The organism is Mesorhizobium sp. P3_A8 (assembly GCF_056402995.1).
Genome location: NZ_JBFUGI010000022.1, coordinates 19,111 through 40,783, shown reverse-complemented (window position 1 = coordinate 40,783; position 21,673 = coordinate 19,111). Strand labels below are relative to the sequence as shown.

Genomic DNA, 21,673 nt, shown 5'->3' with positions numbered 1-21,673 from the left:
GCGCAAAGCGGTATTGTCAGCTCCGCCCAGGCGTGAACTCGTCGGAGCCTAACCGGGGCCTCAGGTTCTAACCAGGTCGCTCGCGCTGATCGAGCTGTGCCCCTAGCCCGCCGCCGCTGCAACCTTCCTCGGCGCCGCCCTTTGCCGCCGCGCGCGCCGCTTGGCAACCAGCTTCAGCGCCACCGCCGGCTCGCTCGACAGCGCGCCCGTCACCGCATCCACCATGCCATGCGCGACGAAATCCGCGTTGATGTCATGGGCAAGCTTGGCGGCGGCTTCCTTGTCGTCGTTGCCGGTTTCCGACCAGAACACGATGCCCACCCGAAGTGCCGCCTTCGCCCGCTTCAGGCGGCGCACCAGGAAGCGGGCGTGCTTGACGGAATCACGGTTGAGGAAGCCGACCACCACGGTGTCGATGGTTTCGAGATCGAGGCCGCGGATGCTTGACGGTTCCATGTCGGCAAAGCCCACCTTCGATGCGGTCGCACCCTGGACTTCCAGGACCTGCGCCAGCATCGCGGCGGCGGCATCGTCGAGTTCCCCTCGCCCGCCGGCGCAAAGCACCGACAGGCCGGTGCCGTCGGGCAGGTCGGCCGCGTCCTCGCCGGCGGCATCGCCGGCCTCGCCCGCCTCCCCGGCCTGCGTATCCTCCTCACTCGCTTCCTCTTTCGCATCGTCGTCGAGATTGGCCACCAGCGTCAGGGCGCTGGCCGCGACTTGCCGCCTCTGCAGGTCGCCCATGACGCCGCGCACCCGGTCGCGCTCGCCCAGCAGCAGCGCCGGAATGGCGACCTTGTCGTAGAAGTCGACCAGATATTTTTCCTCAAGCATCTCCTCGGCATGGTCGGTGGCTTCTTCTGGATCGCCGGCCAGAAGCCGCTGATAGAGGCGCGCATGCGGTTCGAGCACCGGTTCGTTGCCGAACAGCACGTCGAGGAACTCGAACTGCGGCACGTGCCTGCCCAGCACCACCAGGCAGACGGTGAGCGGCGTCGACAGCACCAGCCCAAGCGGCCCCCACAGCCACGTCCAGAAGATCGCCGCGACGATGATCGCCAGCGGCGACAGTCCGGTTCGCGATCCGTAAAGCCAGGGCTCGACGACATTGCCGGTGACCAGTTCCATCACCACGAACAGGGCGGCCGTCCACGCGACGAGTTCCCAGCCGGGCGCCACGGCCAGCGCCAGGAACAACGGCAGCAGCGCCCCGATGACCGGGCCGATATAGGGAACGAAACGCAGCGCCAGCGCCAGCAGCCCCCACAGCAGGGCATTGGGAATGCCGAGGATCCACAGCCCGATCGCGATCGGTACGGCGTAGACGATGTTGACCACCAATTGCATGAGCAGATAGAGGCCGACGCGCTTGCCGGCATCGCGAAGCGCCTCTGTGGTGCGGTGAAGGTCGCCATAGCCGACAAGCCGGATGAAGCGGTCGCGCAGATCCTCCCGTTCGAGCAGCATGAAGATGACGACGACGATAATCAGCCCCGCCGATCCGAGCGGACTGATCAACGGGCCGACGATGTTCTGCAGGACTTCGAGCGGCCTTTCACGCGCAACGATCTCGACCGGCACCGGCTCGCGCGGCGGCTTGTCCGGCGTGGCGGCCGGCAGCGTGGCATCCTGCTTGTCGATCTCCTGGCCGACACGCTCGACCACCTTGCTCAACCTGGCGATGATCCCGCCCCCGACGCCGGTTTCCTTGAGCGAGCGGATCTTGGCCAGGATGTTGGTCTGGTAGACCGGGATATTCTGCGCCAGTTCGCTGACCTGCGTGGCGACGACGAAACTGAACAGGGCAAGGGCCGCGAAGGCGCCCAGCACGCTGGCGATGACGGCGGCGATCCGGGGAATGCCGACCCGCTTGAGCGCCGAGACCAGCGGCGCCAGCGCGAAGGTCAAAAGCAGCGCGATGGCGATCGGCAGGAAAACCTCACGCCCGAAATAGAGTGCGGCCACCGTCGTGACGGTGGTCGCCACATTGGGCAACGCGGTTCGCGGGTGGGGTGCTGCGGCCGCAAGAATGTCATCCAGCCCATGCGCCTCGGACGCCGTCCCGTTTCGACGATTGGCCACTCTTGATGTCTCCCTGCCGATTAGCATGGTCTGATATATTGAGCCGGCGCGCAACCTTGGCACACGGCAAGGCGCCGATACCCGGCACCAAGCGCATACAAAATCTGGAGGAGAACATCGCCGCCGCCTCACTGCAGCTCGACGGCCGCGCTCGACGAGGCACTCGCGCCAAGAAAAGTCTCCGACCCGCGCTATGGTGAGTGTGGGATGGCGATGGTCGGTCGGTGAGAAAATAGATACAAGGCATACCCTGTCAGGCGAAATTGGAAATATTAAGCGACGTATCGCTTATTTTAACCTGAAAGAATTGGCCGTTTTCTCAAGTTGCTCGTAGATCCTTGGGTTTGTAGTTCCATCAGGAAGGATTCTCTCTTCACCGATGAACATCTTGAATCGATCCACCCATGTAATTATGTTGTTCCTCATGCTCCGTATAAGCAGTTTTTCATCAAGATCGTTGGTCTGATATCCAGCGCAGATAAATTCATAGTAAGCCGATATGTAAGATATATCATGCTTTAGTACGAATTCGACATCCTTTGGAAGGCCTTTCTGCACTCCAGAAATGAGATTATTGGAGATATCTCCTGGATATTTATCCAAAATCAACCTACTTATTCTCATATACCTCGAAGTAAATTCCGAACTGTTTCTCATTTGCATAAGAATATTTAACGTATGAGCCTTCCTAGCATTGTCAACCGTAATATAGTGCCCAAGAAACCATCCAGCTACCGCGCACCAAGCGGAGAACATAATATAGAATCCAGTATTATTGTTAGAAATAAACGGTATGACAATGGCGGGACCAACAATTAAGAATGCCGACATCGCGCAAAACCCTATTGCGAATTTCACCCACAGCCGCATTCTCGCTTTCTTACCAACACGAATAAATCCGGCGACACTTAGCATAAGAAAAGGAATATACAGCAATGTTGATAGTGATGCGAAATCATTGTATTTAGTTATAAACAGTCCATTATGAAATACGTTCCAAACTATCACTGACGTATATACAGCAATTCCAAACAGTATATATATGGCAAGATTCATTTACCCCCCCGTCGCGTACCAAAGAATGTTGGAAGCAAGCCTCTTAGTTCCCACCCCTCAAGGCACCCAAGATACCTAACTATTGAATTTTTAAAAGTATTAGTAAAGTGATACGTGAAAAATTTGAGGGACTGCTGCCGCATATGCTGCCGCCAGCGTGTGCGGCGAGAGATGCAATCGTCTGGCTGCCGAAAGTGAAAACCGGCAGTTCCCGACATGCCCTTGACACTTTACGCACGCCTTCATAAGTGAGTGATCACTCACTCAACTCGGTTCCAGCATGGCCCGCCCCCTCAGCGAAGAAAAGCGCGACGCAATCCTGGCATCCGCCACCACCCTGGTGTCGACGCTGGGCACCGGCGCGGCCACGGCAAAGATCGCCAGGGATGCCGGCCTCTCCGAAGGCACGCTCTTCAACTACTTCGCCAACAAGGATGAGCTGCTCAACCAGCTCTACCTCGAGATCAAGGCCGACCTCGGCAAGGCCTTGCTGACGTCGTACCCGTCGCAAGCCAGCCTGCGCGAGCGCAGCCGCCACGTCTGGAACAACTTCATCGACTGGGGAGCGGAATATCAAATGAAGCGCAAGGCCATGCGCCAGCTCGGTGTTTCCGAGCGGATCACGGAGCAGAGCAGGCAGCAGGGCAACGCGGCCTTCGGCGACATCAATGAGATGATCGAGGAAAGCCTTGTCGACGGCGGGCTGAAGGACTGCTCGATGAGCTTTGCCGGAGGCATATTCGAAGCGCTCGCCGAGACGACGCTCGAATTCATCGCCCGCGATCCGGGGCGACGCGAACATTACAAGCAGTCCGGCTTCGCGTTCTTCTGGAACGGCATCTCGAAGTAACAACCGCCACCTCAGCCAGCGCGGATCACCGAAAACCAACCATCAATCCAACTTCAAAAATGAGTGCCTACTCACTCTTTTATTTACAACCCTCTGAAAGGACAAGACAATGCCAAAAATCTGGCTGATTACCGGCAGCGCCCGCGGACTCGGGCGCGATATTACCGAGGCGGCCCTTGCCGCCGGCGACAGCGTCGTGGCGACGGCCCGCGATATCGGCCGCCTCGCCGATCTCGAAAGCCGCCACCCCGGGCAACTGCACAGCTTTGCGCTCGACGTCACCGACGCCAGCGCCGCGCGGGCCGCGGTGGACTTTGCGGTGGAAACGTTCGGCCGCCTGGACGTTCTCGTCAACAATGCCGGCTTCGGCCATATCAGCCCCTTCGAGCAGACCGAAGAGGCCGATTTCCGGGCCCAGATCGACACCAATCTCTACGGCGTCGTCAACCTCACCCGCGCCGCGATCCCGGCCATGCGTTCGCAGCGTTCGGGCCACATCATCAACATCTCCTCGGTCGGCGGCCGCGTCGGCACGGCGGGGCTGAGCGCCTACCAGGCGGCCAAATGGGCGGTGGGCGGCTTCACCGAAGTGCTGGCGCTGGAACTCGCGCCTTTCGGCGTCAAGATCATCGCGATCGAGCCGGGCGGCATGCGCACCGACTGGGGCACCACCGCCATGGCCAACGCTCCCGCGCTGCTGCCCGATTATGAGCCGAGCGTCGGCGCCATTCTCGGGATGCTCAAGGCCTATGCCGGCAATGCCATCGGTGACCCTAAAAAGGTGGCCGGCGTCGTCGTCGATCTCACCACGCATGACACGCTGCCCGTCCACCTGATCCTCGGCAGCGACGCCTTGCATGTGTTTGGCCAGGCGGAAGCGGCGCGCCAGCAGGCGGCGAAGGAGTGGGCGCCGGTCAGCACCTCCATCGATATCGCGGGCGTCGACCTGTCGTTCCTGTCGCAGGAAAGCCAGTCATGAGCACCTGGACCACGCACGACATCGCGCCCCAGCAGGGACGCAAGGTGGTCATCACTGGCGCCACGGGCGGCCTCGGCTACGAGACCGCGCTGGCGCTGGCAAAGGCCGGCGCGGACGTGCTGATGACCGGACGCAACGAAGCCAAGGGCAAGGATGCGCTGAGCCTCGTCCGGGCCGCCATTCCCGGCGCCACCGTGCGCTACGCCCATCTCGACCTCGCCGACCTCGCCTCGATCGAAGCCTTCGCTAGCCAGCTTGCCGGCGAATGGGAGGCGATCGACCTGCTGGTCAACAATGCCGGCGTGATGACCCCGCCGACCCGCCACGAAACCGCCGACGGTTTCGAATTGCAGTTCGGCACCAACTATCTCGGCCATTTCGCCCTGACCGGACGCCTGTTGCCTATGCTGCGCAAGGGGCAGAAGACGCGCATCGTCAATCTCAGTAGCGGCGCCCACCGCATCCAGGCGGCGATCCATTTCGACGATTTGCAATGGCGGCAGCGCTACCGGCCCTGGGCCGCCTATGCGCAGTCCAAGCTCGCCATGATCCTGTTCGCCTTCGAACTGCAGCGCCGCAGCGATGCCAATGGCTGGGGATTGCTCAGCAACGCCGCACATCCCGGCTACGCCCTCACCGACCTGCAGACCAGCGGCCCGCGCATGGGCCGCGACGGCCGGTCGTCGCCATTCGACTGGCTTGGCGTGCTGCTGGCGCCTGTTCTGTCCCAGTCCGCCTCCGAGGGCGCACTGCCGACGCTGTTCGCCGCAACGGCGCCGGATGCCAAACCGGGCGGCTATTACGGCCCGCAAGGCCTGTTCGAAATGAAGGGCGCGGTCGGCGAGGCCAGGATCGGCAGGCACGCGCAGGACAGAGCTGTCGCCGCAAGGCTGTGGGATGTGTCGCAGGATTTGACCGGTGTGACGTGGCCGGATGCGCTTGATGGAACTGCCCGCTGAGGACGCGCAACCAGGCGCGGCTCAGCTCATCAGCCAGCCCCCGGCCCGGTCGAGAAACGCGTCGCGCTGCCCGACCGCCGCCGGTGTGCCCAGCCCGAACGCCGCCGTCAGCGTCGCGATGTTGGACGCGATGAGATCGGCGAAGCGCTTCATGTTTCGCTTGGCGAGGCCGTCCAATTGCCGCGCCAACGACCCTGCTACATCGGCCGTGTAGCCCGCCCGCATGCGCTTTCGTGCAGCGGCACTATCGATGCCGAGCGCCTGCAGGAAGGCTGAAAAGTCGGCGGCGGAAATTGCTTCCAACCGATCCGCCGAACCGATCCTGAAGGCAAGCTCATCGGTCAGGTTGGTGTCGAGCCGCGTCGGCAGAAGGTCGTAGCGTGGCGCCATGCGGATGCGCCCGCCTGCCTCGTGAAGCAGCGCGAAGTTCTTGGCGTGGCCATCGGTGTTGCCGATCATCAGGTCGAACAGGGTGGCTCTGACGAAAATCTCCTTGGCGTCCAGCGGGTCCGCGGTCGCCTCCAGCACACGGCGGATGGCAGGCGCGTCGAAGCGCCGGCCAGGCATTCCACGCCGCTCGTATTTCAACGCCGCCGGCAAGCCGAGTGCCTGGGCAAAGTCCTCCTGATGGATACGCACGATCCGGCCGTCGCGGGTCCGCGCGCGGTCGAAGCGGGTGATCAGTAGAGCGGCGACCGCGTCGAACGGCACGACCACAGCGTCGGTCGTCTCGAAGCCGAGCGCCCGCGACAGCGAGAGCGCCTCGGCCTCGTCGCGGGCGTCGTGGAGATGACCCTGATCGGGAACCTTCAATATGTGCGTGGTCGGCGCGCCCGAACCTGGCCGCGGCTCGCCAAAGGAGCCGTCTGGCAGCATGGTCAGCGCGATCTTGCTCTGAACGCCGGCCAGCGGCGACGGATCGGCAGTGCCATCGGGCAGTCGACGGCGGCGATGCAGCGCATCGACGATCTGCTCCATCCGCTCCGCGCCGACCGGTATGTAGTCACGACCATAGTCGCCGGGTACTTTGACCGGAGGCGCCCCCGCCGGCAGCACTGACAAGGCGCCGGCGCAGTCCTTGCCGAGATGGAACAACAGGCCGGCAATGTCGTCCCGCGCGAGCCCCTCGCGGGCCATGATATCGGCCAGTGCCGCGTCACGCTCCTGCAACAGATTGTCGAAGAACGGCCTGGCCGCAACATCGCCATAGGGCTCGTCGGTCAACGGCAGCGAGAGCGACAAGGCAACGGCATCGGGATTGGCGACATAGTCCGGCCGGTAGGCATAGGCGACAGCGCCATTGTCGTCTCGCGCCAGAACGCCGATCGGCTCGGCGAACCCGTCGAGCCGGACATCGAGCGCCAGCGCGTCCATCAGCGTTCCCTGGCGAGGAGCGTGATGCCGGCGGCATTCGCAACCTTCAGCACCTTGCCCAGTTCCAGCGTCGGCTTGCCATTCTCAAGTTCGGACAGGAAACGCCTGCCGACGCCGGCGAGATCGGCGAACTCCTGCTGCGAAAGCCGCCGTCCCTCACGCACCTTGCGCACCAGCCGGCCGAGATCCGCCGGCGATCCGATTGTGGTGTGTTCGGCCTCAGCGACCTTGGCTCTGGGTGAGGTCGTTACCTGCTCCTCCGCATCGGATTCGAGCATGCGAGGCAGCGTTACCCGAACGTCCGGCGAAAAGGCCCTGATCTCCACCCCCTTCACAGGGACGACAACATTTCGCTCGCCGTGAACCGGCGCCAGCGGCACGCCGCCTTGTTCGGCAAAGCCACCGGGCGTGCCGATATCGGATCGGGCGGCACGGCGCGCGATTTCTATCGCGCTCAGCGGCGCGGGCGTCGGTGCAGGCATGGTGGTCTTCGGCATGTTTTTGATCCCGAACGGGAACATAACACCCAAAAGGCTCAAATTCAAGCAACCATGCTACCGATCGGGATCAATAACCGAAAATTAGATACCGTACGGGAGCAAACAGCAACACAAGCGCCTATACAGAGCGCTTTGTTCCCGAGCGGGAGCAGATTGCTACCGCGCGCCATGGAGACTGGCTTGTCGGATCAGCGCGCCCCATGCCTGGCCAGCGCATGCTCGATCAGCACGTCAATGACCTGGCTATAACCGATGCCGATCGCCGCCAGCGCCTTGGCGTACATCGAGATATCGGTGAAGCCGGGCAGTGTGTTGACCTCGTTGATCAGCAGCGAACCGTCGGCGCGCAGGAAGAAGTCGACGCGCGCCATGGCCTCGCAGCCGAGCGCCCGGAAAGCTTGGCGCGCCATCTCCGTCGTCCTGGCGCCGACATCAGCCGGGACGTCGGCGGGCACTTTCATCACTGCGCCGTCGGCGTCGAAATACTTCGCTTCGTAGGTGTAGAAGCCATGCTTGTCGGCCGGGATGATCTCGCCGGGCGGCGACACGGTGAGTGAGCCATCGGCCCGCTCCAGCACCGAGCACTCGATCTCGCGGCCGGCGACGAATTCTTCCACTAGGAGCTTGCTGTCGTGCCGGAACGCCGCCGCGACGGCTGTGGCGAAGCCGGCGCTGTCGGCAGCCTTGCTCACCCCGAAGGACGAACCCTGGCGCGCCGGCTTGACGAAGACCGGCAGGCCGAGCCGAGCCGCGATATCCTCGAAGGCCACGGGCTCGCCGCGCCGCAATGTGACGGAGCGGGCCACAGCAAGCCCGGCCTCGCGCAGCAGCCGCTTGGCGGCATCCTTGTCCATGGCGGCGGCGGAAGCCAGGATGCCGCAGCCGACATAGGCGACATCGGCGACCTCGGCATAGCCCTGCACCGAGCCGTCCTCTCCGAACGGCCCATGCAGCACGGGAAAGACGACGTCGACCGGGTCAAGCTGTTCGCCACCCTTGGTGAGAGCCACCAGCCGGCCCTTGCCGCCAGGCAGCAGGGCAACCTCCACGCCATCCTCCGACACTGCAGCACCTGCCCCGTCGCTGCCGGCCTCTGACGACGGTTGCAGCAGCCATCTGCCATCCCTGGAAATGGCGATCGGCACCACCGCGTAGCGCGTCCGGTCGATCGCCTTCAGTACATTGGCCGCCGACAACCGCGACACGTCATGCTCGGCCGAGCGCCCGCCATAGAGGATGGCAACCCTGATCTTGTCCTTCATCGAAAATCCCTCGAAATCAAATGGTGACGGCAATGCCGCGATTGGCAAAGAAGCGGTCGAAATCGGCAGGCGCCAACACTGCGTTTTCCTGTGTGGCGCTGGTATGGCCGGATGGGTTGTGAAAGCGAAAACCGTCATCCGACGCCACTGTGACCAGTACCAGATGGCCGCCCTTCGACGGCGGCTCGCGCTCGGGCCAGCGGATCGAACTGCTGACCGAAGCGATGAAGAACCGCGATCGCTGCAGGATCGCCGGAATGTCCGCTGTCGCGACATTGGTCATCACCTCAGCCTGCAGGCCGAATTCCGCCTGCACGAAGGTGACGAAGGGCGCGTAGATCAGGCCCTTGATGGAGCCTTCACTGACGACATAGCCGCCATATCCGGTGCAGCGTCTCGCCAGCTCTATCGTCGGCACGATCTCGCCGCGCGTCGCCAGGATCATTTTCAGGCACGCCATGCCGCAGATATTGGCGGCCCAGACCGCGTATTCGTCGAGCGTGTCAGCGCCTGAACCCTGCCACAGCGGATCGCGCCTGAGCGCCGCCTCGGCGCCGTCGGCCAGCACCGCCAGGGTCATGTCGGGCGTTTCCCACTGGCTGAAAAACGGCACGGTTTCAGGCAATGGGTTCATGGATTTCTCGGGCAGCTTTTCATCAATCTCGTATACGAGAATACGAGATTGATGAAAAGCTGCTTAAGGTCTGTTTCGAAATTCGCTTCCAGTTGCCGCCCGCGCGCCGCCTACTCAGCCTTCGTCCAGCCGAAAACCAGCCAGGCGTATTTCGATTTCTCGTCCGGCTCAGTGGTGTAGGTCATCTGGATATCGCCGTCCTTGGCATAGATATCGAGCCTGGGCGCGGTATCCAGCTTGAGCCACAGCGAACTCTTGCTGAAGGACCAGGTTCCGCACCAGACGCAAGCGCCCGAATTCGGGTCGCCGGGCTGATGGAAATTGTAGCGGCCGTCCGCCGTGATCTCCAGATAGTCGAACGCGCCGTAGAAGGCGGTCACCGTCTGCTGGAACTCGGCGGCGGCCGCTTCCTGTTCCGGCGTCGGCGCATCGGTCATGTCGCGCGGCGGCCGGATGGCGGAGCCACTCAGTTTCCATTTGCCGACAAAGTCCTTCTCGGTCGGAAGATATTCTTCCTGAGCCCGCGCGGACGAAATATAAGCAACAGATGATATGATAGGCAGACCCGTGGCCCCAGCCGCAAGTAGAAGCGCGGCAGTACAGATCGCCCTGATTGGATTTTGCATAAAAAATAGCCCTCGACGGTAAGGTAATGGATGTCAGCTTGGGAGTTCTATTGAGCAATTTTTGGCGCGCGTTGCCTCGATGCCGATTCCCGCCGCCAATTGCACGGTTAGCATCGGGGCCACCAATCTGGCAACGCAAAGCCCCCCGCAAGTCCGGCCGCCACACTGCAAACGAAAGCCCGCCAGGAGGGGGATCCGGCGGGCTTTGGGAAAGCTGATTTCCAGCTTTCAGATGTCTGACGGGGGATCAGACGTGGCTATAACTTTTATTGGCCGCAGAGGTTCCACCCGAAACAAAAGAATGCCAGCGGCTCGTTCAAATCCACGGAATTCAAACGGTGGCAGCGATTTCTTTTCGCGGGACGACGTCGCGCTGGAACCTTCCACTCCCCGACCGAGTTTTGTGGCGCGGTGGGAGGACTTGAATTGGACAGTTTTCAGAGGCTCGAAGCGCTGCTCGATAGCGCCGGCGGCGATGGCATCGACGAAGCGAATGCCTTGCTGCGCCGGTTCAAGGGCAAATCGCAGGAGGTTGCCGCAGCCATCGACGAGTTCATGCTCGACTTCAAGACATTGATCTTCGTTGTCGAGACCGGCGAGGAAGGGTCCCAGAAATCGCTACGCGAGCTGGCGCGCGTCAGGCTTTCCAATCTCAGGCAGCTCTTGAACGTGGCGGCATAGGGACACCATCGCCAGCCCTACCCCTTCAGCAGCGCCGCCAACCGTGGAATACCCTCGGTCACCGCGCGCCGGTCGGCCAGCGTGAAGGACAGCCGCAGCGTGTTGCGCCCGGTGCCATCGGCATAGAAGGCATTGCCGGGCACGAAGGCAACGCGCGCCTCCTTCACCGACCGCGCCAAAAGCGCGGTGGCATCAGCCCCTTCCGGCAGCGTCGCCCAGACGAACATGCCGCCTTCCGGGCGGCTCCAGGTCACGCCTTCCGGCATGTGGGCTTCCAGTGCGCCGAGCAGGCCATCGCGGCGCTCGCGATAGGCGCCGATGAGTTTTTCGACCTGGCCGTCGAACACGGCTTCGGCGACGCGGTGCATCACCAGCTGGTTGATCGACGGGCTGTGCAGGTCCGACGCCTGCTTCATCAGCACCAGTTTCTCCACAACATGGCGCGGCGCGCAGACCCAACCGACGCGCATGCCCGGCGACAGGATTTTGGAGAACGAGCCGCAATAGAGCGTGCGCGCCTTGTCGATGCCGCCGGAGCGCGCGCAATCGAGCGCCAGGATCGGCGGCACGCCCTCGCCGTCATAGCGCAGCGCCCGATAGGCGGCGTCCTCGATGACGGCAATGTCGAGTTCACCGGCAAGGTCGAGCACCGCTTCGCGCTGTTTTTTGTCCAGCGTGTTGCCGGTCGGGTTGGCGAAATCGGGCACCAGATAGGCGAACTTGACCTTGCCGCCATTTGCCGCTGCCGCCGCGCGATAGGCATCCGGCGTCATGTTGCCGCCTTCGGGCCGCAGCCGGTCGTAGCGCGGCTCATAGGCGTTGAAGGCCTGCAGCGCGCCAAGATAGGTCGGCCATGTCACCAGCGCGGTGTCATTGGGCGACAGGAACAGTTTTCCCAGATAATCCAGCGCCTGCTGCGAGCCGGAGGTGATGAAGATGTTGGCCTCGTCGCAGGCAACGCCGAGCTTGCCCATCTGTCCGGCGATCCAGCGCCGCAGCGGCAGGTAGCCTTCCGAGACCTGGTACTGCAGTGCAGCCCCCGCCTCCGCACCGCCCAGCACCTCGGCATAGGCATCGCGGATGGCGTCAGCCGGAAACAGCGCCGGATCGGGAATGCCGCCGGCAAACGAGATGATATCCGGCTGGTCGAGCAGCTTCAGCAGTTCGCGGATTTCGGAGGCTTTCATGCGCGACGAGCGCGAAGCCAAGAGGTTCATAAGGGTCAAGTCACGCCTCCCCAGACGATTTTCATATAGGTCAACCTGGCTGACCTATATCCGCTTTGTCAGGCAATTTGAATAGTGCCTGAAAGCCTTGCGGTATACGCCAGTCGCGGCTGAGGCGGAACGCTACAGTGCCTTCTTGTAACCAATATGGCTGCCGGTGAAGCCGAGGCTGTCATAGAAACGATGCGCGTCCGCCCGCCCCTTGTCGGTGGTGAGTTGGACGAGACTGCAGCCGCGCGCCCGGCATTGTTCGATCGCCCATTCGAACATCAGCCGGCCGATGCCGCCCGCGCGCCGGTGGCCGGTAATCCGAACGGCCTCGATTTGCCCGCGCCAGGCGCCCTTGCGCGACAGGCCGGCGAGGAAGGTGATCTGCAACGTACCGATCACCTCGCCGCCATCCACCGCCACCGCCAGCAACTGGTTCGGATCGGCGTCGATGGCGTTGAAGGCATCGACATAGCCTTGCGCCAGCGGCAACGAAGCATCTTCGCGGGCGGCACCGAGCGGATCGTCGGCCAGCATGGCGACGATGGCAGGCAGGTCGGTGGCTTGCGCCTTGCGGAAGGTGATCATGGTGCCGGAATAGCGCGAGGCGCCAGCCGGGGCAACGTGCCACTTGAGCCGGACGCGATCGGCTGCAATCATGCCCGTCCCACCATCTCGCAAGAGGGCCGGCATGCATGCCAAGGAACCGCTCTACCGCAAAGTGAACACCCGAACCCGCCTGGTTCATCATGACCGGGGCGGCGAGTACAGATGGTCGCGAAACTCAGGCCGGGAAGGCTCGACCAACCGGGGTTCGATGCATGGCGGACACCACCGTGGTCTGGATTACACGCCGCTGTTCAAATTCCTGCTGTCGCATCTCGGCGACGACTGGGCCGCGGTTCACAGCGAGGCGGTGGCACGCCTGGACCGTGCCGATCCGATCTTCTGGATGGTCGCGCGCAGCGAGGCCGAAAGAAAGCCGTTCATCAGGGTCGGCGAAAGTTCCTACTATAGCGGCCTCTATGTCGACGGCGACAACCGCCTTGCACGCGTCGATCCCGACTTGCGGGTCGAGGATATGGAACCATCCTGTTCCTGCTGTACCCACACATTCAACGGCTTGCCGTTCACCAGAGCCTTCAGGCCTTTCGCCTAGAATGCAGCGTAGCTGGCGGGAGCCAGCTTCAACGCAGCCGGTCGCGGGCCTGCATCAGCGCAAACCCCAGCAGGTTCTCGCCGCGCCACAGAAGCGGGTTCGCCGCTTTCTTGTCATCGGCGGCGAGGCCAATGCCCCACACTCGGTCCATCGGGCTCGCCTCGACCAGGATCTGCTCGCCGGTCGCCAGCAGATATGTGCGCAAGGCGGCATTCTGCCGGAATTTCTCAAAACTCCCCTCGCCGACGATGCGCCGCTTTTCGGCGTCCCATCTGGCTTCGTCGAAACCGCGCACCTGCCGGCCGAACTGCTTTGCCTGCTTGGGGCTTCCCGCCTGCAGGATCTGCGCCGCCGTCTCGTCATCACCAAACAGCCGCGCCTTCTCGGCCATCATCCAATGTTCAGCTGTCGGATAGCTGCGGCCAGCCACTGTGAACCGGGCCGGCCACCACTGGCTGAAGCAGGACGCGGTGACGCTGCCGTCCTTGGAGACCTGATGTCCCCAGAATAACAGGAATTTGAGCCGGGACTTTGCCCGGAAGGCGTCTTCGAGTTGCGAACGATCGTAAATCATTGCGCGACAGAACAGAGCGTGCGGGTGGCCTGTCAATACCGATCCTGCTGTGCCGGCATCGGCAGGCTATCAGCTTATGCCTCAGCCTCGCCCTCATACACCGCCTGCGCCTTCGTCAGCGCCCGATCCAGCCTCTCGCCCTCGGCATAGCCAGCCAGATTCCCCGGCCGCTCGATACCAGGCAGCAGCCTCGGGCATGGCTCGGCCGCACCAATCACCATGCGCACCGGGATGACGCCGGCCCAGACCGGATGGCCGTAATCCTCCTCATCGTCGCCGACACCCTTTGCCCGCACCTTGGCCGACGCCTCTTCGATGCGCATGCCGATCACCGTCGTCGCCTTGGCCTCCTGCGCCGAGATCGGCCGCAAGGTCTCGCTACGGCCGGGATAGAAGCGGTCGACGACGCCGGCCAGCGCCTTCATCTTCTCCTCTGGGTCATCAACGATTCGCGCGGTGCCAAAGCACATCGCCGAGCGGTAATTGGCGGAATGGTTGAAGCCCGAGCGCGCCAGCACCAGCCCATCGAGATGCGACACGGTGAGACAGGCCGGTGTGCCGCCACGCAGCTGGCGCAGCATGCGGCTGGCCGATGAGCCGTGCCAGTAAAGCATGTCGTCCTCGCGCCAATGGATGGTCGGCGTGCAATAGGGCTGGCCGTCGAGCGTGTAGGCGACATGGCAGAGCAGGCCGGCATCCAGCACCGCGAACACCGATGCGTGGTCATAACTGCCACGATCATGCCGGCGCTTCACCCGGTTGCGCTTGCTGGTCGGAAAGCTGGCGGCGACGTCGTTCACGGCTTGCATCCTTGTCTCTGGTCTGCCAACCATGCGCTGTGATATTGGTCGATAAAAGGACCAATCCAATGGATAAAAATCAGACCAATATGCCGGATTGGTCGGCGCTGATCCCGGTGCTGCCGGGCGACGGCCCGCGCAGCCGCGAGCTCTATGCGGCGCTCAGGCGGCTGATCGAGACCGGCGCACTGGCCGCCGGCGCCAAATTGCCGACCACCCGCGACCTTGCCCGGCGTTTCGGCCTGTCGCGTTCGGCGGCCGTCGCATGTTTCGAAATGCTGATCTCGGAAGGCTTTGCAACAGCCAAGGTCGGCGCCGGCACCTTCGTCGCGCCAGATGTGCCGCATTTGCCGATGACACTGATCAAGCCGCGCCCGCCGGAGATCGATGCCGCCACGTCACTGCCTTGCGGCCTTGGCGTGGCGGTATCCGACCCGCGTACGCTTGATTTGTTCCGCATCCTGTTGTCGCGCCACCTCGCCCGACCCGGCCCCGAGCATTTCCGCTATGGCGACCCGCGCGGCGGCCTGCCGCTGCGCACCGCGATTGCCACGTATCTCAGAACCGCGCGCGGCGTGCGCTGCGACGCCGGCCAGATCGTGCTGACATCGGGGACACAGCAAGGGCTCGACCTCCTGGTACGCGCCGCACTTCGCCCCGGCGACGCGGTGTGGATCGAAAACCCTTGTTACCCCATGGCGCATGCAGCTCTGGCCGGCAGTGGCGCCAGGGTGGTTGGCGTGCCGGTCGACGCCGAAGGGCTCGACCCCGACATCGGCGAAAGCCTTTGCCCGAACGCACGCGCGGCCTATGTCACGCCCTCGCACCAATATCCGCTCGGCGTGACGATGACGATGCGCCGCCGCCTGGCCCTGCTCGACTGGGCGCGGCGCAACGATGCCTGGATCATCGAGGACGATTACGACAGCGAGTTCCGCTATGCCGGCCCGCCGCTGACCTCGCTGCAAGGCATGGATGGCGCGAACCGCGTCGCTTATCTCGGCACGTTCTCAAAGGTACTCTTCCCCGGACTGCGCATCGGCTATGTCGTGGTGCCGGAGCCGCTGCTCGATGCCGTCATGGCGGTCAGGGCACGGTCCGATCGCTACCCCTCGACACTGGCCGAAGGCGCGCTGACCGATCTCTTCAACGAAGGCCATTTCGCTGCCCATCTCAGACGCGTCCGCCGCCGCGTGCAAGCCGCGCGCGACGTGCTGGTGGCGGGGCTCGAAGCGCATTGCGGCAATGCTCTGGACGTGACGGTGCCGGAACAGGGGCTGCATTTGATGGCGATGCTGAAGGGCGGCGGGCCGGACACGGCCATTGTCGAGGCGGCAAAGGCGGTGGGCGTTGGCGCGCGTGCCCTGTCCGCCATGTTCATCGACGGGACGCCGAGGCACGGGCTGGTGTTGGGTTTCTCCGGGTTTTCGGATGAGGAGTTGAGGGCGGCTACGGTGCGCTTGGGCGGGGTGATGGGATAGAAGGATGCAGAAAATTCGTTCTGTAGCGATCCTTCACACCCCCCTCTGTCCCGCCGACATCGAACTGTGGAGCCCCTAATCCGCATCACCGGCAGGCTTCGCCTTGCCGCACTGCGCCAGCACCTTGCCTATGGCCCCGCTCGACCCCTTCAGCGGAAAGCTGATCGCGCCAAATTTGGCAGCGCTGACCGTCACATCGCCCTTCGAACGCAACAGGTCGAGCAGCGGATCGGCCTTCGCCAGATTGACCACGAAATAATTGTACATTTCCTCGAGCTGCAGCGTCTTGGTCACCGTCTTGCCGTCGGCCTTGAAGTCGAACGCGCCGCTGATTCCGGGCTCCGTCTGCTGGCCGCTGGCGCCCAGATCGTAGCTCAGCACCGGCGTTTCGAAACAGGTCAGCATCAGATACGCATCGCCCTTCGGTCCGCCGCAGACCGAGGCTGTCAGCACCTTGCCTCCCTCGTCTACCTCCATCTTGGCACTCCAGCCGCTGCACGACGCGGCAAAAGCCGGTTGCGCGGCCTGCAATGCGGCCAAGGCACCGGCGACGACGAGATATCTCCTCATGACTTCCCCCAAATTGACTGCCTGCAAGAGATTTGCAGCACCGGCCGGCAGCATATAGGAAAAGCCTTCCGGTGGCATGCCTGTTCGGCAAGGTCGTTCGGTCCCGATCTGGAGAGAGTGGTTGCTGAGAGCCTGTGTTCGTCTGTGTATCGTGCTGGCCGCCCTGGTCACCTTGCCGCTCACGGCCCATGCAGAGTGGAAGCCTGTCGAGAAAGTCGAAACCTACGCCATTTCGGGCCAGTCCGGGCTGGAGCTCTACCGGTCGATCGGCGAGAACGGGCCGAATGTCGGTATTGCCCGCGCCATCGCCTACACCAACTTCAAGCTGACCTGGGGGGTCAGGGACTACAAGCCCAGGGGCAAGGACTGCGTGCTGACGGCGGGGAAGCCGAAACTGATCATCACCTACACCTTGCCAAGCCCTTCCGCGCCGCTGCCACCGGCCGCCCAGAAGAAATGGGAGGTGTTCATCGCCGGCGTCAGCGCCCATGAGAAGGTACATGGCGCCAGCATGATACAAATGGTCCATGACATCGAAGCCGTGACGGACGGCCTGACCGTCGCCGATGATCCCAAATGCAGCAAGACCAGGGCCGAGGTGGTCAAGCGACTCGACGCGATCTCGAAGGCAAGGATACAGGGCAGCCGGGATTTCGACCGCGTCGAGTTTGGCCAGGGCGGCAATTTGCAGAAGCTGGTTTTCGCTTTGGTGAATGGCGGCTGAGCGCCCTCAAGCCTCGGACACCAGACCCTCGAGCAGCGCCAAACCTTCCGGCCAGTCACCCAGACCGCTATCGGCGTTGATGTGGCCGAACGGCCCAATGACGGCGATGCGGCTGCCCCATTGCGTCGCCCGCGCCTGCGCATAGTCCGCCGAGCCATAGGGGTCGTCGGTGCTGGTCACCACCAGCGACGCAAAGCGCAGCCGGCCCTCGGGAATCTTGGCAAAGGCCATGCCGTATCCCGGAAAGACCGCGGATGCCGGATCGGGAACACCGACCAGCAAGGCCGCCCTCACCGCCCTCTGCGAAATCTTCTGCCAGTGCGCGATCAGCAGGCAGGACAGGCTGTGCGCGACCAGCACCGGCGGCCCCGGCGCCGCGATCACCGCGGCCTCCAGCGCCGCCAGCCAGTCGGTGAAACCGGGCAGGTCCCAGCTTGACGGCTGGAAGCGCCGCATCGCCGGATTGGCGCTTTCCCAGCGCGATTGCCAGTGCGCCGGGCCGGAACCGCCGCTACCCGGCAGGATGATGAAATGCGTCATGTCGCCTTGCTCCTATCGATCGTGGATACATGGTGGCGTCTTGCGCTGGCATCGAGAATGGGAAACCATCGGAAAAATCACTGCATTGCCGATGGATTCAAGGTTCCCCATGAAGACCAACGACGAGCGCACGCCGCTCGACCCGACCGACATCGCCATCATCGAGGCCATGCAGGAGAACGGCCGCATCGGCATATCGGAGCTTGGCCGGCGGGTCGGCCTGTCGCAACCGGCAACCTCCGAGCGGGTCAAGCGGCTGGAGGAGCGTGGCATCATTGCCGGCTACACCGCGGTGATCGATCCGGCAGCCCTCGGCCTCGGCATGATGGCCATCATCCGCGTGCGCACCACGCATGAGCACATCCCCCCGTGCCTGAAGCAGTTCGCCGAAATGCCCGAGATCACCGAGGTGCACCGGCTGACCGGCGAGGATTGCTTCATCCTGAAAGTGGTCGTGCCCTCGCCCGCCCACCTTGAAACCATCGTCGACGCCGTGGCGCGCCATGGTGCGGTCACCACGGCGCTGGTGCTGCGCAGCGAAACGCCGAAGCCGATCGGCCGCGCGCTGATCCGCAAATCAGGCGGTTAGCGGCCCAAGCCTAGCGGCTCAGATCAAGCGCCGCGCTCAGGTCGCCCATCGGCGGCTGATCGTTGTTGCGCAGCGCCTTGTCGCGAGCGACGATGCCGGAGAGCACCGGCAGATCGTAGCGGGCGGTGATGAAGCGCAGGATCGACGTCGTGTCGTATTGCGTGTGGTCGACCATACCCATCTTCGCATAGGGCGAGATGATGAAGGCCGGGATGCGGTTGCCCGGGCCCCAGCGATCGGCCTTGGGCGGCGCGACATGGTCCCAGAAGCCGCCATTCTCGTCATAGGTGACGACCACCAGCATGTGGCCCCATTGCGGGCTCTTCTCCAGATGCGCGACGAGGTCGGCCAGATGTTGGTCGCCCGATGTCACATCGGCATAGCCTGAGTGCTCGTTGAGATTGCCTTGCGGCTTGTAGAAGCTGACAGCCGGCAGCTTGCCGTCGTCGATCGCCTTGATGAACTCGGCGCCGTCCAGGCCGCCATCCCTGAGATGCGCGGCCCGCGCGGCGGTGCCCGGCGCATAGGCGGCGAAATAGTTGAACGGCTGGTGGTGGAACTGGAAGTTCGGCACCGGCGTCGCGTTCTTGCCGTCGAGCGCGGCCTGCCAGGCGCCGGCATACCAGGCCCAGTCGATGCCTTTGAGCGACAGGAGATCGCCGATGGTGATGTCGTGCTGCGGCGGCAATGTCGTCGGCTGCGTCGGATCGGCAAGCGCCTTGTCGCCGCCTTCGACCGGCTTGTTGGCGCTCGGCTGATAGGGCGGCTGCATGGTGTTGACGGCGTAGAAGTCGGGCGTGATGGCGCCGTCATTGACGAATTTCGGCGCGCCGCCGAGCGCTGAGGCCGGCGAATTGTCGGCCAGCTTCAGCGTCTTGCCGTCCGCCTCGACGCCGGCGATCTGCCCCTTCACCGGGCTGGTGTCGGCGTTGGGATAGATCGGCGCGCAGGCGCAAGCGAGCATGATGTGGTTGAGGAACGAGCCGCCAAAGGCGCCCTGGAAGAAATCGTCGGCCAGCACATACTTCTTCGCCACCGCCCACATCGGCAGGTTGGAGCCGTCGTAATGGCCCATGACGAGACCGCCGGAATCGGCCCAGGCGACAAATTTGTCGTTCCGGCCGCCATCGATCTGCATCTGCTCCTGATAGAAGCGATGCCAGAGGTCGCGGATGACGACGGAAGTCTTCTCGTTGAAGCCGTTGGCATCGTCGATGGCGAAGCTGGCATTGGCGAGATGCGCCGACTGCGCCTCGGTCACAACAGGCGTCACCCCCTTGCCGGTCAAGCCACCCCAGGCCGGCGGCAGTTCGGCAAGCGGCTTGCCGTCCCGGTCAAGCTGGCGCGCCTGGTCGGCCGAAGCATTGGCCAGCCCATTGGCGCCGGGGAAGCCGCCATAGAGATTATCGAAGCTGCGATTCTCGGCATAGATGACGACGACGGTATCGATCTTGTCGTAGCCGGGAGGAGCGGCGGTGGCGACGCCGGCAAATGATGCGAAGGCCGTGGAGGCGAGGCAAAGCGAGAGAAAGGATCTGGTCATGGTAAGATGCCTCGTGGCTGGGGTATGGCTGGAGGACGACATGCATGGGCAAGGAAAACGCACGAATGGAGCTACTTGCGTGCCTTGTCACCTATGTGACATTTGCCGACCCATCGAACACGGTTTCGTGAACGCCGGGATGGGTCATGAATCCGTTGCACAGGATACTTAGTTGCGGGATCGAAAACGGATTGCAGCTATGGCGACGGGACGATGGAAAAGCCGGGCGGCAGTGATCGCCACGGCATCGATGGTATGCTTCGCCGCGCCGGCAAACACGGCGGCACCGGATGGCGTCCACCCCGGCCCCCTATCGCGCGCCGACGCCTTCGCTAGGGCGCAGGCGCTGACCGCGCTTGGCAGAAAAATGTTCTTCGACCCCGCACTCTCGGCATCCGGCAAGCAGGCCTGCTCGTCCTGCCATGATCCGCGCCACGCCTTCGGCCCGGCCTCGGCCTCGGCGGTCGAAATGGGCGGACCAAACCTCGACCAGCCTGGCGTGCGCGCCGTACCCTCTTTGCGCTATCTCCAGGCCGCACCCGCCTTCACCGAACATTTCTACGATTCCGAGGACGAAGGCGACGAGAGCGTCGACAATGGCCCGACAGGCGGCCTGACCTGGGACGGCCGCGCCGACCACGGCAAGGACCAGGCCAAAATTCCCCTGCTCTCGCCCTTCGAGATGGCCAACAAGGATGAAGCCGCCGTCGCCGCCGCCTTGCGCAAGTCAGCCTATGCCGACGCGTTCAAGGCCGCCTTCGGCACCGACGTGTTCGACCATCCGGGAGACGCCTTCGACGCCGCCGCCGAGGCGCTTGGCACCTTCGAGCAGAGTGCTGCCGATTTCTATCCCTATTCCAGCCGCTACGATGCTTTCCTCGCCGGCAAGGCTGAGCTCACGGCGCAGGAAATGCGTGGCCGCGCGCTGTTCGAGGACGAGACCAAGGGCAATTGCGCCAGCTGTCACCTCAGCGAACCCGCCAATGACGGCGAGCCGCCGCAATTCACCGATTTCGGCCTGATCGCCATCGCCGTGCCGCGCAATACGGCGATCCCGGCCAATGCCGATCCGGCCTATGTCGATCTCGGCCTGTGCGGCCCGCTGCGCACCGATTTTCACGGCCGCAGCGAATATTGCGGCCTGTTCAAGACGCCGACCCTGCGCAACGTCGCGCTGCGCAAAAGCTTCTTCCACAATGGCACCTTCCACACGCTGCGCGACGCGGTCGCCTTCTACGCCAGCCGTGATACCGATCCCGGCCATTGGTACCCCAAAAATGCCGACGGCACGGTCAAGCAATATGATGATCTGCCAAAGGCTTACTGGCCGAACTTGAATCAGGATCCGCCCTTCAACGGCAAAAAGACCGGTGACAGACCGGCGCTCAACGACACCGAGATCGACGACATCGTGGCGTTCTTGCAGACGCTGACGGATGCGGATCAACAGGCGGCAACAAAGCTCGGACAATAAGAGAG

General features: G+C 63.3%; 23 protein-coding genes. 9 read left to right on the top strand and 14 right to left on the bottom strand.

Annotated features, from left to right (window positions below; translation table 11 throughout):
* Positions 1-102: 102 nt before the first annotated feature.
* Positions 103-2,106, bottom strand: a complete 2,004-nt coding sequence (locus tag AC1DX4_RS33075) for an AI-2E family transporter (RefSeq protein WP_477224317.1) — start codon at positions 2,104-2,106, stop codon at positions 103-105.
* 261 nt (positions 2,107-2,367) lie between these two features.
* Positions 2,368-3,135 (bottom strand): DUF4760 domain-containing protein, encoded by a 768-nt coding sequence (locus AC1DX4_RS33070; protein ID WP_477224316.1) that lies wholly within the window; start codon positions 3,133-3,135, stop codon positions 2,368-2,370.
* 280 nt (positions 3,136-3,415) lie between these two features.
* Here AC1DX4_RS33070 and AC1DX4_RS33065 point away from each other — a divergent pair, with 280 nt between their 5' ends.
* The 3 genes from AC1DX4_RS33065 (at position 3,416) to AC1DX4_RS33055 (ending at position 5,923) form a co-directional block, all read left to right on the top strand.
* The gene (locus AC1DX4_RS33065; protein ID WP_477224315.1) at positions 3,416-3,985 is read left to right on the top strand and encodes a TetR/AcrR family transcriptional regulator; all 570 of its coding nucleotides are present in this window, start codon (positions 3,416-3,418) and stop codon (positions 3,983-3,985) included.
* Positions 3,986-4,094: 109 nt separating this feature from the next.
* Complete coding sequence (locus AC1DX4_RS33060) at positions 4,095-4,964, top strand: SDR family NAD(P)-dependent oxidoreductase (RefSeq protein WP_477224314.1); 870 nt, start codon at positions 4,095-4,097, stop codon at positions 4,962-4,964.
* Positions 4,961-5,923: an SDR family oxidoreductase gene (locus tag AC1DX4_RS33055; RefSeq protein ID WP_477224313.1), complete on the top strand. Its 963-nt coding sequence runs from the start codon at positions 4,961-4,963 to the stop codon at positions 5,921-5,923. The genes AC1DX4_RS33060 and AC1DX4_RS33055 overlap by 4 nt, the downstream gene beginning before the upstream one ends.
* Before the next feature lie 21 nt (positions 5,924-5,944).
* Here AC1DX4_RS33055 and AC1DX4_RS33050 read toward each other — a convergent pair whose 3' ends face one another.
* The 5 genes from AC1DX4_RS33050 to AC1DX4_RS33030 form a co-directional block, all read right to left on the bottom strand.
* Positions 5,945-7,297 carry a HipA domain-containing protein gene (locus tag AC1DX4_RS33050; RefSeq protein WP_477224312.1) on the bottom strand — a complete coding sequence of 451 codons (1,353 nt, stop codon included), beginning with the start codon at positions 7,295-7,297 and terminating at the stop codon, positions 5,945-5,947.
* Entirely contained in the window at positions 7,297-7,794 is a 498-nt protein-coding gene (locus AC1DX4_RS33045) for a helix-turn-helix transcriptional regulator (RefSeq protein WP_477224311.1), read from the bottom strand. Before AC1DX4_RS33045 ends, AC1DX4_RS33050 begins: the two co-directional genes overlap by 1 nt.
* A 191-nt stretch (positions 7,795-7,985) precedes the next feature.
* Entirely contained in the window at positions 7,986-9,059 is a 1,074-nt protein-coding gene (locus AC1DX4_RS33040; protein WP_477224310.1) for a D-alanine--D-alanine ligase family protein, read from the bottom strand.
* A 16-nt stretch (positions 9,060-9,075) separates the two neighbouring features.
* Positions 9,076-9,693: a C39 family peptidase gene (locus tag AC1DX4_RS33035; RefSeq protein WP_477224309.1), complete on the bottom strand. Its 618-nt coding sequence runs from the start codon at positions 9,691-9,693 to the stop codon at positions 9,076-9,078.
* A 110-nt stretch (positions 9,694-9,803) separates the two neighbouring features.
* Entirely contained in the window at positions 9,804-10,319 is a 516-nt protein-coding gene (locus tag AC1DX4_RS33030) for a hypothetical protein (protein WP_477224308.1), read from the bottom strand.
* A gap of 426 nt (positions 10,320-10,745) precedes the next feature.
* Here AC1DX4_RS33030 and AC1DX4_RS33025 point away from each other — a divergent pair, with 426 nt between their 5' ends.
* Positions 10,746-11,000, top strand: coding sequence for a hypothetical protein (locus AC1DX4_RS33025; RefSeq protein WP_477224307.1), 255 nt, complete (start codon positions 10,746-10,748; stop codon positions 10,998-11,000).
* A 17-nt stretch (positions 11,001-11,017) separates the two neighbouring features.
* Here AC1DX4_RS33025 and AC1DX4_RS33020 read toward each other — a convergent pair whose 3' ends face one another.
* Together AC1DX4_RS33020 and AC1DX4_RS33015 are read right to left on the bottom strand one after the other, a co-directional pair.
* Positions 11,018-12,217 (bottom strand): aminotransferase-like domain-containing protein, encoded by a 1,200-nt coding sequence (locus tag AC1DX4_RS33020; protein WP_477224373.1) that lies wholly within the window; start codon positions 12,215-12,217, stop codon positions 11,018-11,020.
* Positions 12,218-12,349: 132 nt separating this feature from the next.
* Positions 12,350-12,802, bottom strand: a complete 453-nt coding sequence (locus AC1DX4_RS33015) for an N-acetyltransferase family protein (protein ID WP_477224372.1) — start codon at positions 12,800-12,802, stop codon at positions 12,350-12,352.
* A gap of 103 nt (positions 12,803-12,905) precedes the next feature.
* On the opposite strand from AC1DX4_RS33015, the gene AC1DX4_RS33010 reads away from it, so the two are divergent.
* A complete protein-coding gene (locus AC1DX4_RS33010; protein ID WP_477224306.1) occupies positions 12,906-13,373 on the top strand; it encodes a hypothetical protein in 468 nt (155 codons plus the stop codon).
* 28 nt (positions 13,374-13,401) lie between these two features.
* On the opposite strand, the gene AC1DX4_RS33005 is transcribed toward AC1DX4_RS33010, so the two are convergent.
* Positions 13,402-13,947, bottom strand: a complete 546-nt coding sequence (locus AC1DX4_RS33005; protein ID WP_477224305.1) for an NADAR family protein — start codon at positions 13,945-13,947, stop codon at positions 13,402-13,404.
* Between the two features lie 74 nt (positions 13,948-14,021).
* Positions 14,022-14,780 (bottom strand): pyridoxamine 5'-phosphate oxidase family protein, encoded by a 759-nt coding sequence (locus tag AC1DX4_RS33000; protein ID WP_477224304.1) that lies wholly within the window; start codon positions 14,778-14,780, stop codon positions 14,022-14,024.
* 35 nt (positions 14,781-14,815) lie between these two features.
* On the opposite strand from AC1DX4_RS33000, the gene pdxR reads away from it, so the two are divergent.
* On the top strand, positions 14,816-16,228 hold the full coding sequence (gene pdxR, locus AC1DX4_RS32995; RefSeq protein WP_477224303.1) for a MocR-like pyridoxine biosynthesis transcription factor PdxR: 1,413 nt from the start codon (positions 14,816-14,818) through the stop codon (positions 16,226-16,228).
* 75 nt (positions 16,229-16,303) lie between these two features.
* Here the strand turns inward: pdxR and AC1DX4_RS32990 are convergent, their stop codons facing one another.
* Positions 16,304-16,798, bottom strand: a complete 495-nt coding sequence (locus AC1DX4_RS32990) for a hypothetical protein (protein ID WP_477224302.1) — start codon at positions 16,796-16,798, stop codon at positions 16,304-16,306.
* Between the two features lie 124 nt (positions 16,799-16,922).
* Between AC1DX4_RS32990 and AC1DX4_RS32985 the strand changes: the two genes are divergently transcribed.
* A complete protein-coding gene (locus AC1DX4_RS32985) occupies positions 16,923-17,522 on the top strand; it encodes a DUF922 domain-containing Zn-dependent protease (RefSeq protein WP_477224371.1) in 600 nt (199 codons plus the stop codon).
* Between the two features lie 6 nt (positions 17,523-17,528).
* Here AC1DX4_RS32985 and AC1DX4_RS32980 read toward each other — a convergent pair whose 3' ends face one another.
* Positions 17,529-18,062, bottom strand: coding sequence for an RBBP9/YdeN family alpha/beta hydrolase (locus AC1DX4_RS32980; RefSeq protein ID WP_477224301.1), 534 nt, complete (start codon positions 18,060-18,062; stop codon positions 17,529-17,531).
* Positions 18,063-18,171: 109 nt separating this feature from the next.
* Between AC1DX4_RS32980 and AC1DX4_RS32975 the strand changes: the two genes are divergently transcribed.
* Positions 18,172-18,651 carry an Lrp/AsnC family transcriptional regulator gene (locus AC1DX4_RS32975; protein ID WP_477224300.1) on the top strand — a complete coding sequence of 160 codons (480 nt, stop codon included), beginning with the start codon at positions 18,172-18,174 and terminating at the stop codon, positions 18,649-18,651.
* A gap of 10 nt (positions 18,652-18,661) precedes the next feature.
* Here AC1DX4_RS32975 and AC1DX4_RS32970 read toward each other — a convergent pair whose 3' ends face one another.
* Positions 18,662-20,194: an acid phosphatase gene (locus tag AC1DX4_RS32970; RefSeq protein WP_477224299.1), complete on the bottom strand. Its 1,533-nt coding sequence runs from the start codon at positions 20,192-20,194 to the stop codon at positions 18,662-18,664.
* 250 nt (positions 20,195-20,444) lie between these two features.
* Between AC1DX4_RS32970 and AC1DX4_RS32965 the strand changes: the two genes are divergently transcribed.
* Positions 20,445-21,668, top strand: a complete 1,224-nt coding sequence (locus tag AC1DX4_RS32965) for a cytochrome-c peroxidase (RefSeq protein WP_477224370.1) — start codon at positions 20,445-20,447, stop codon at positions 21,666-21,668.
* Positions 21,669-21,673 lie beyond the last annotated feature (5 nt).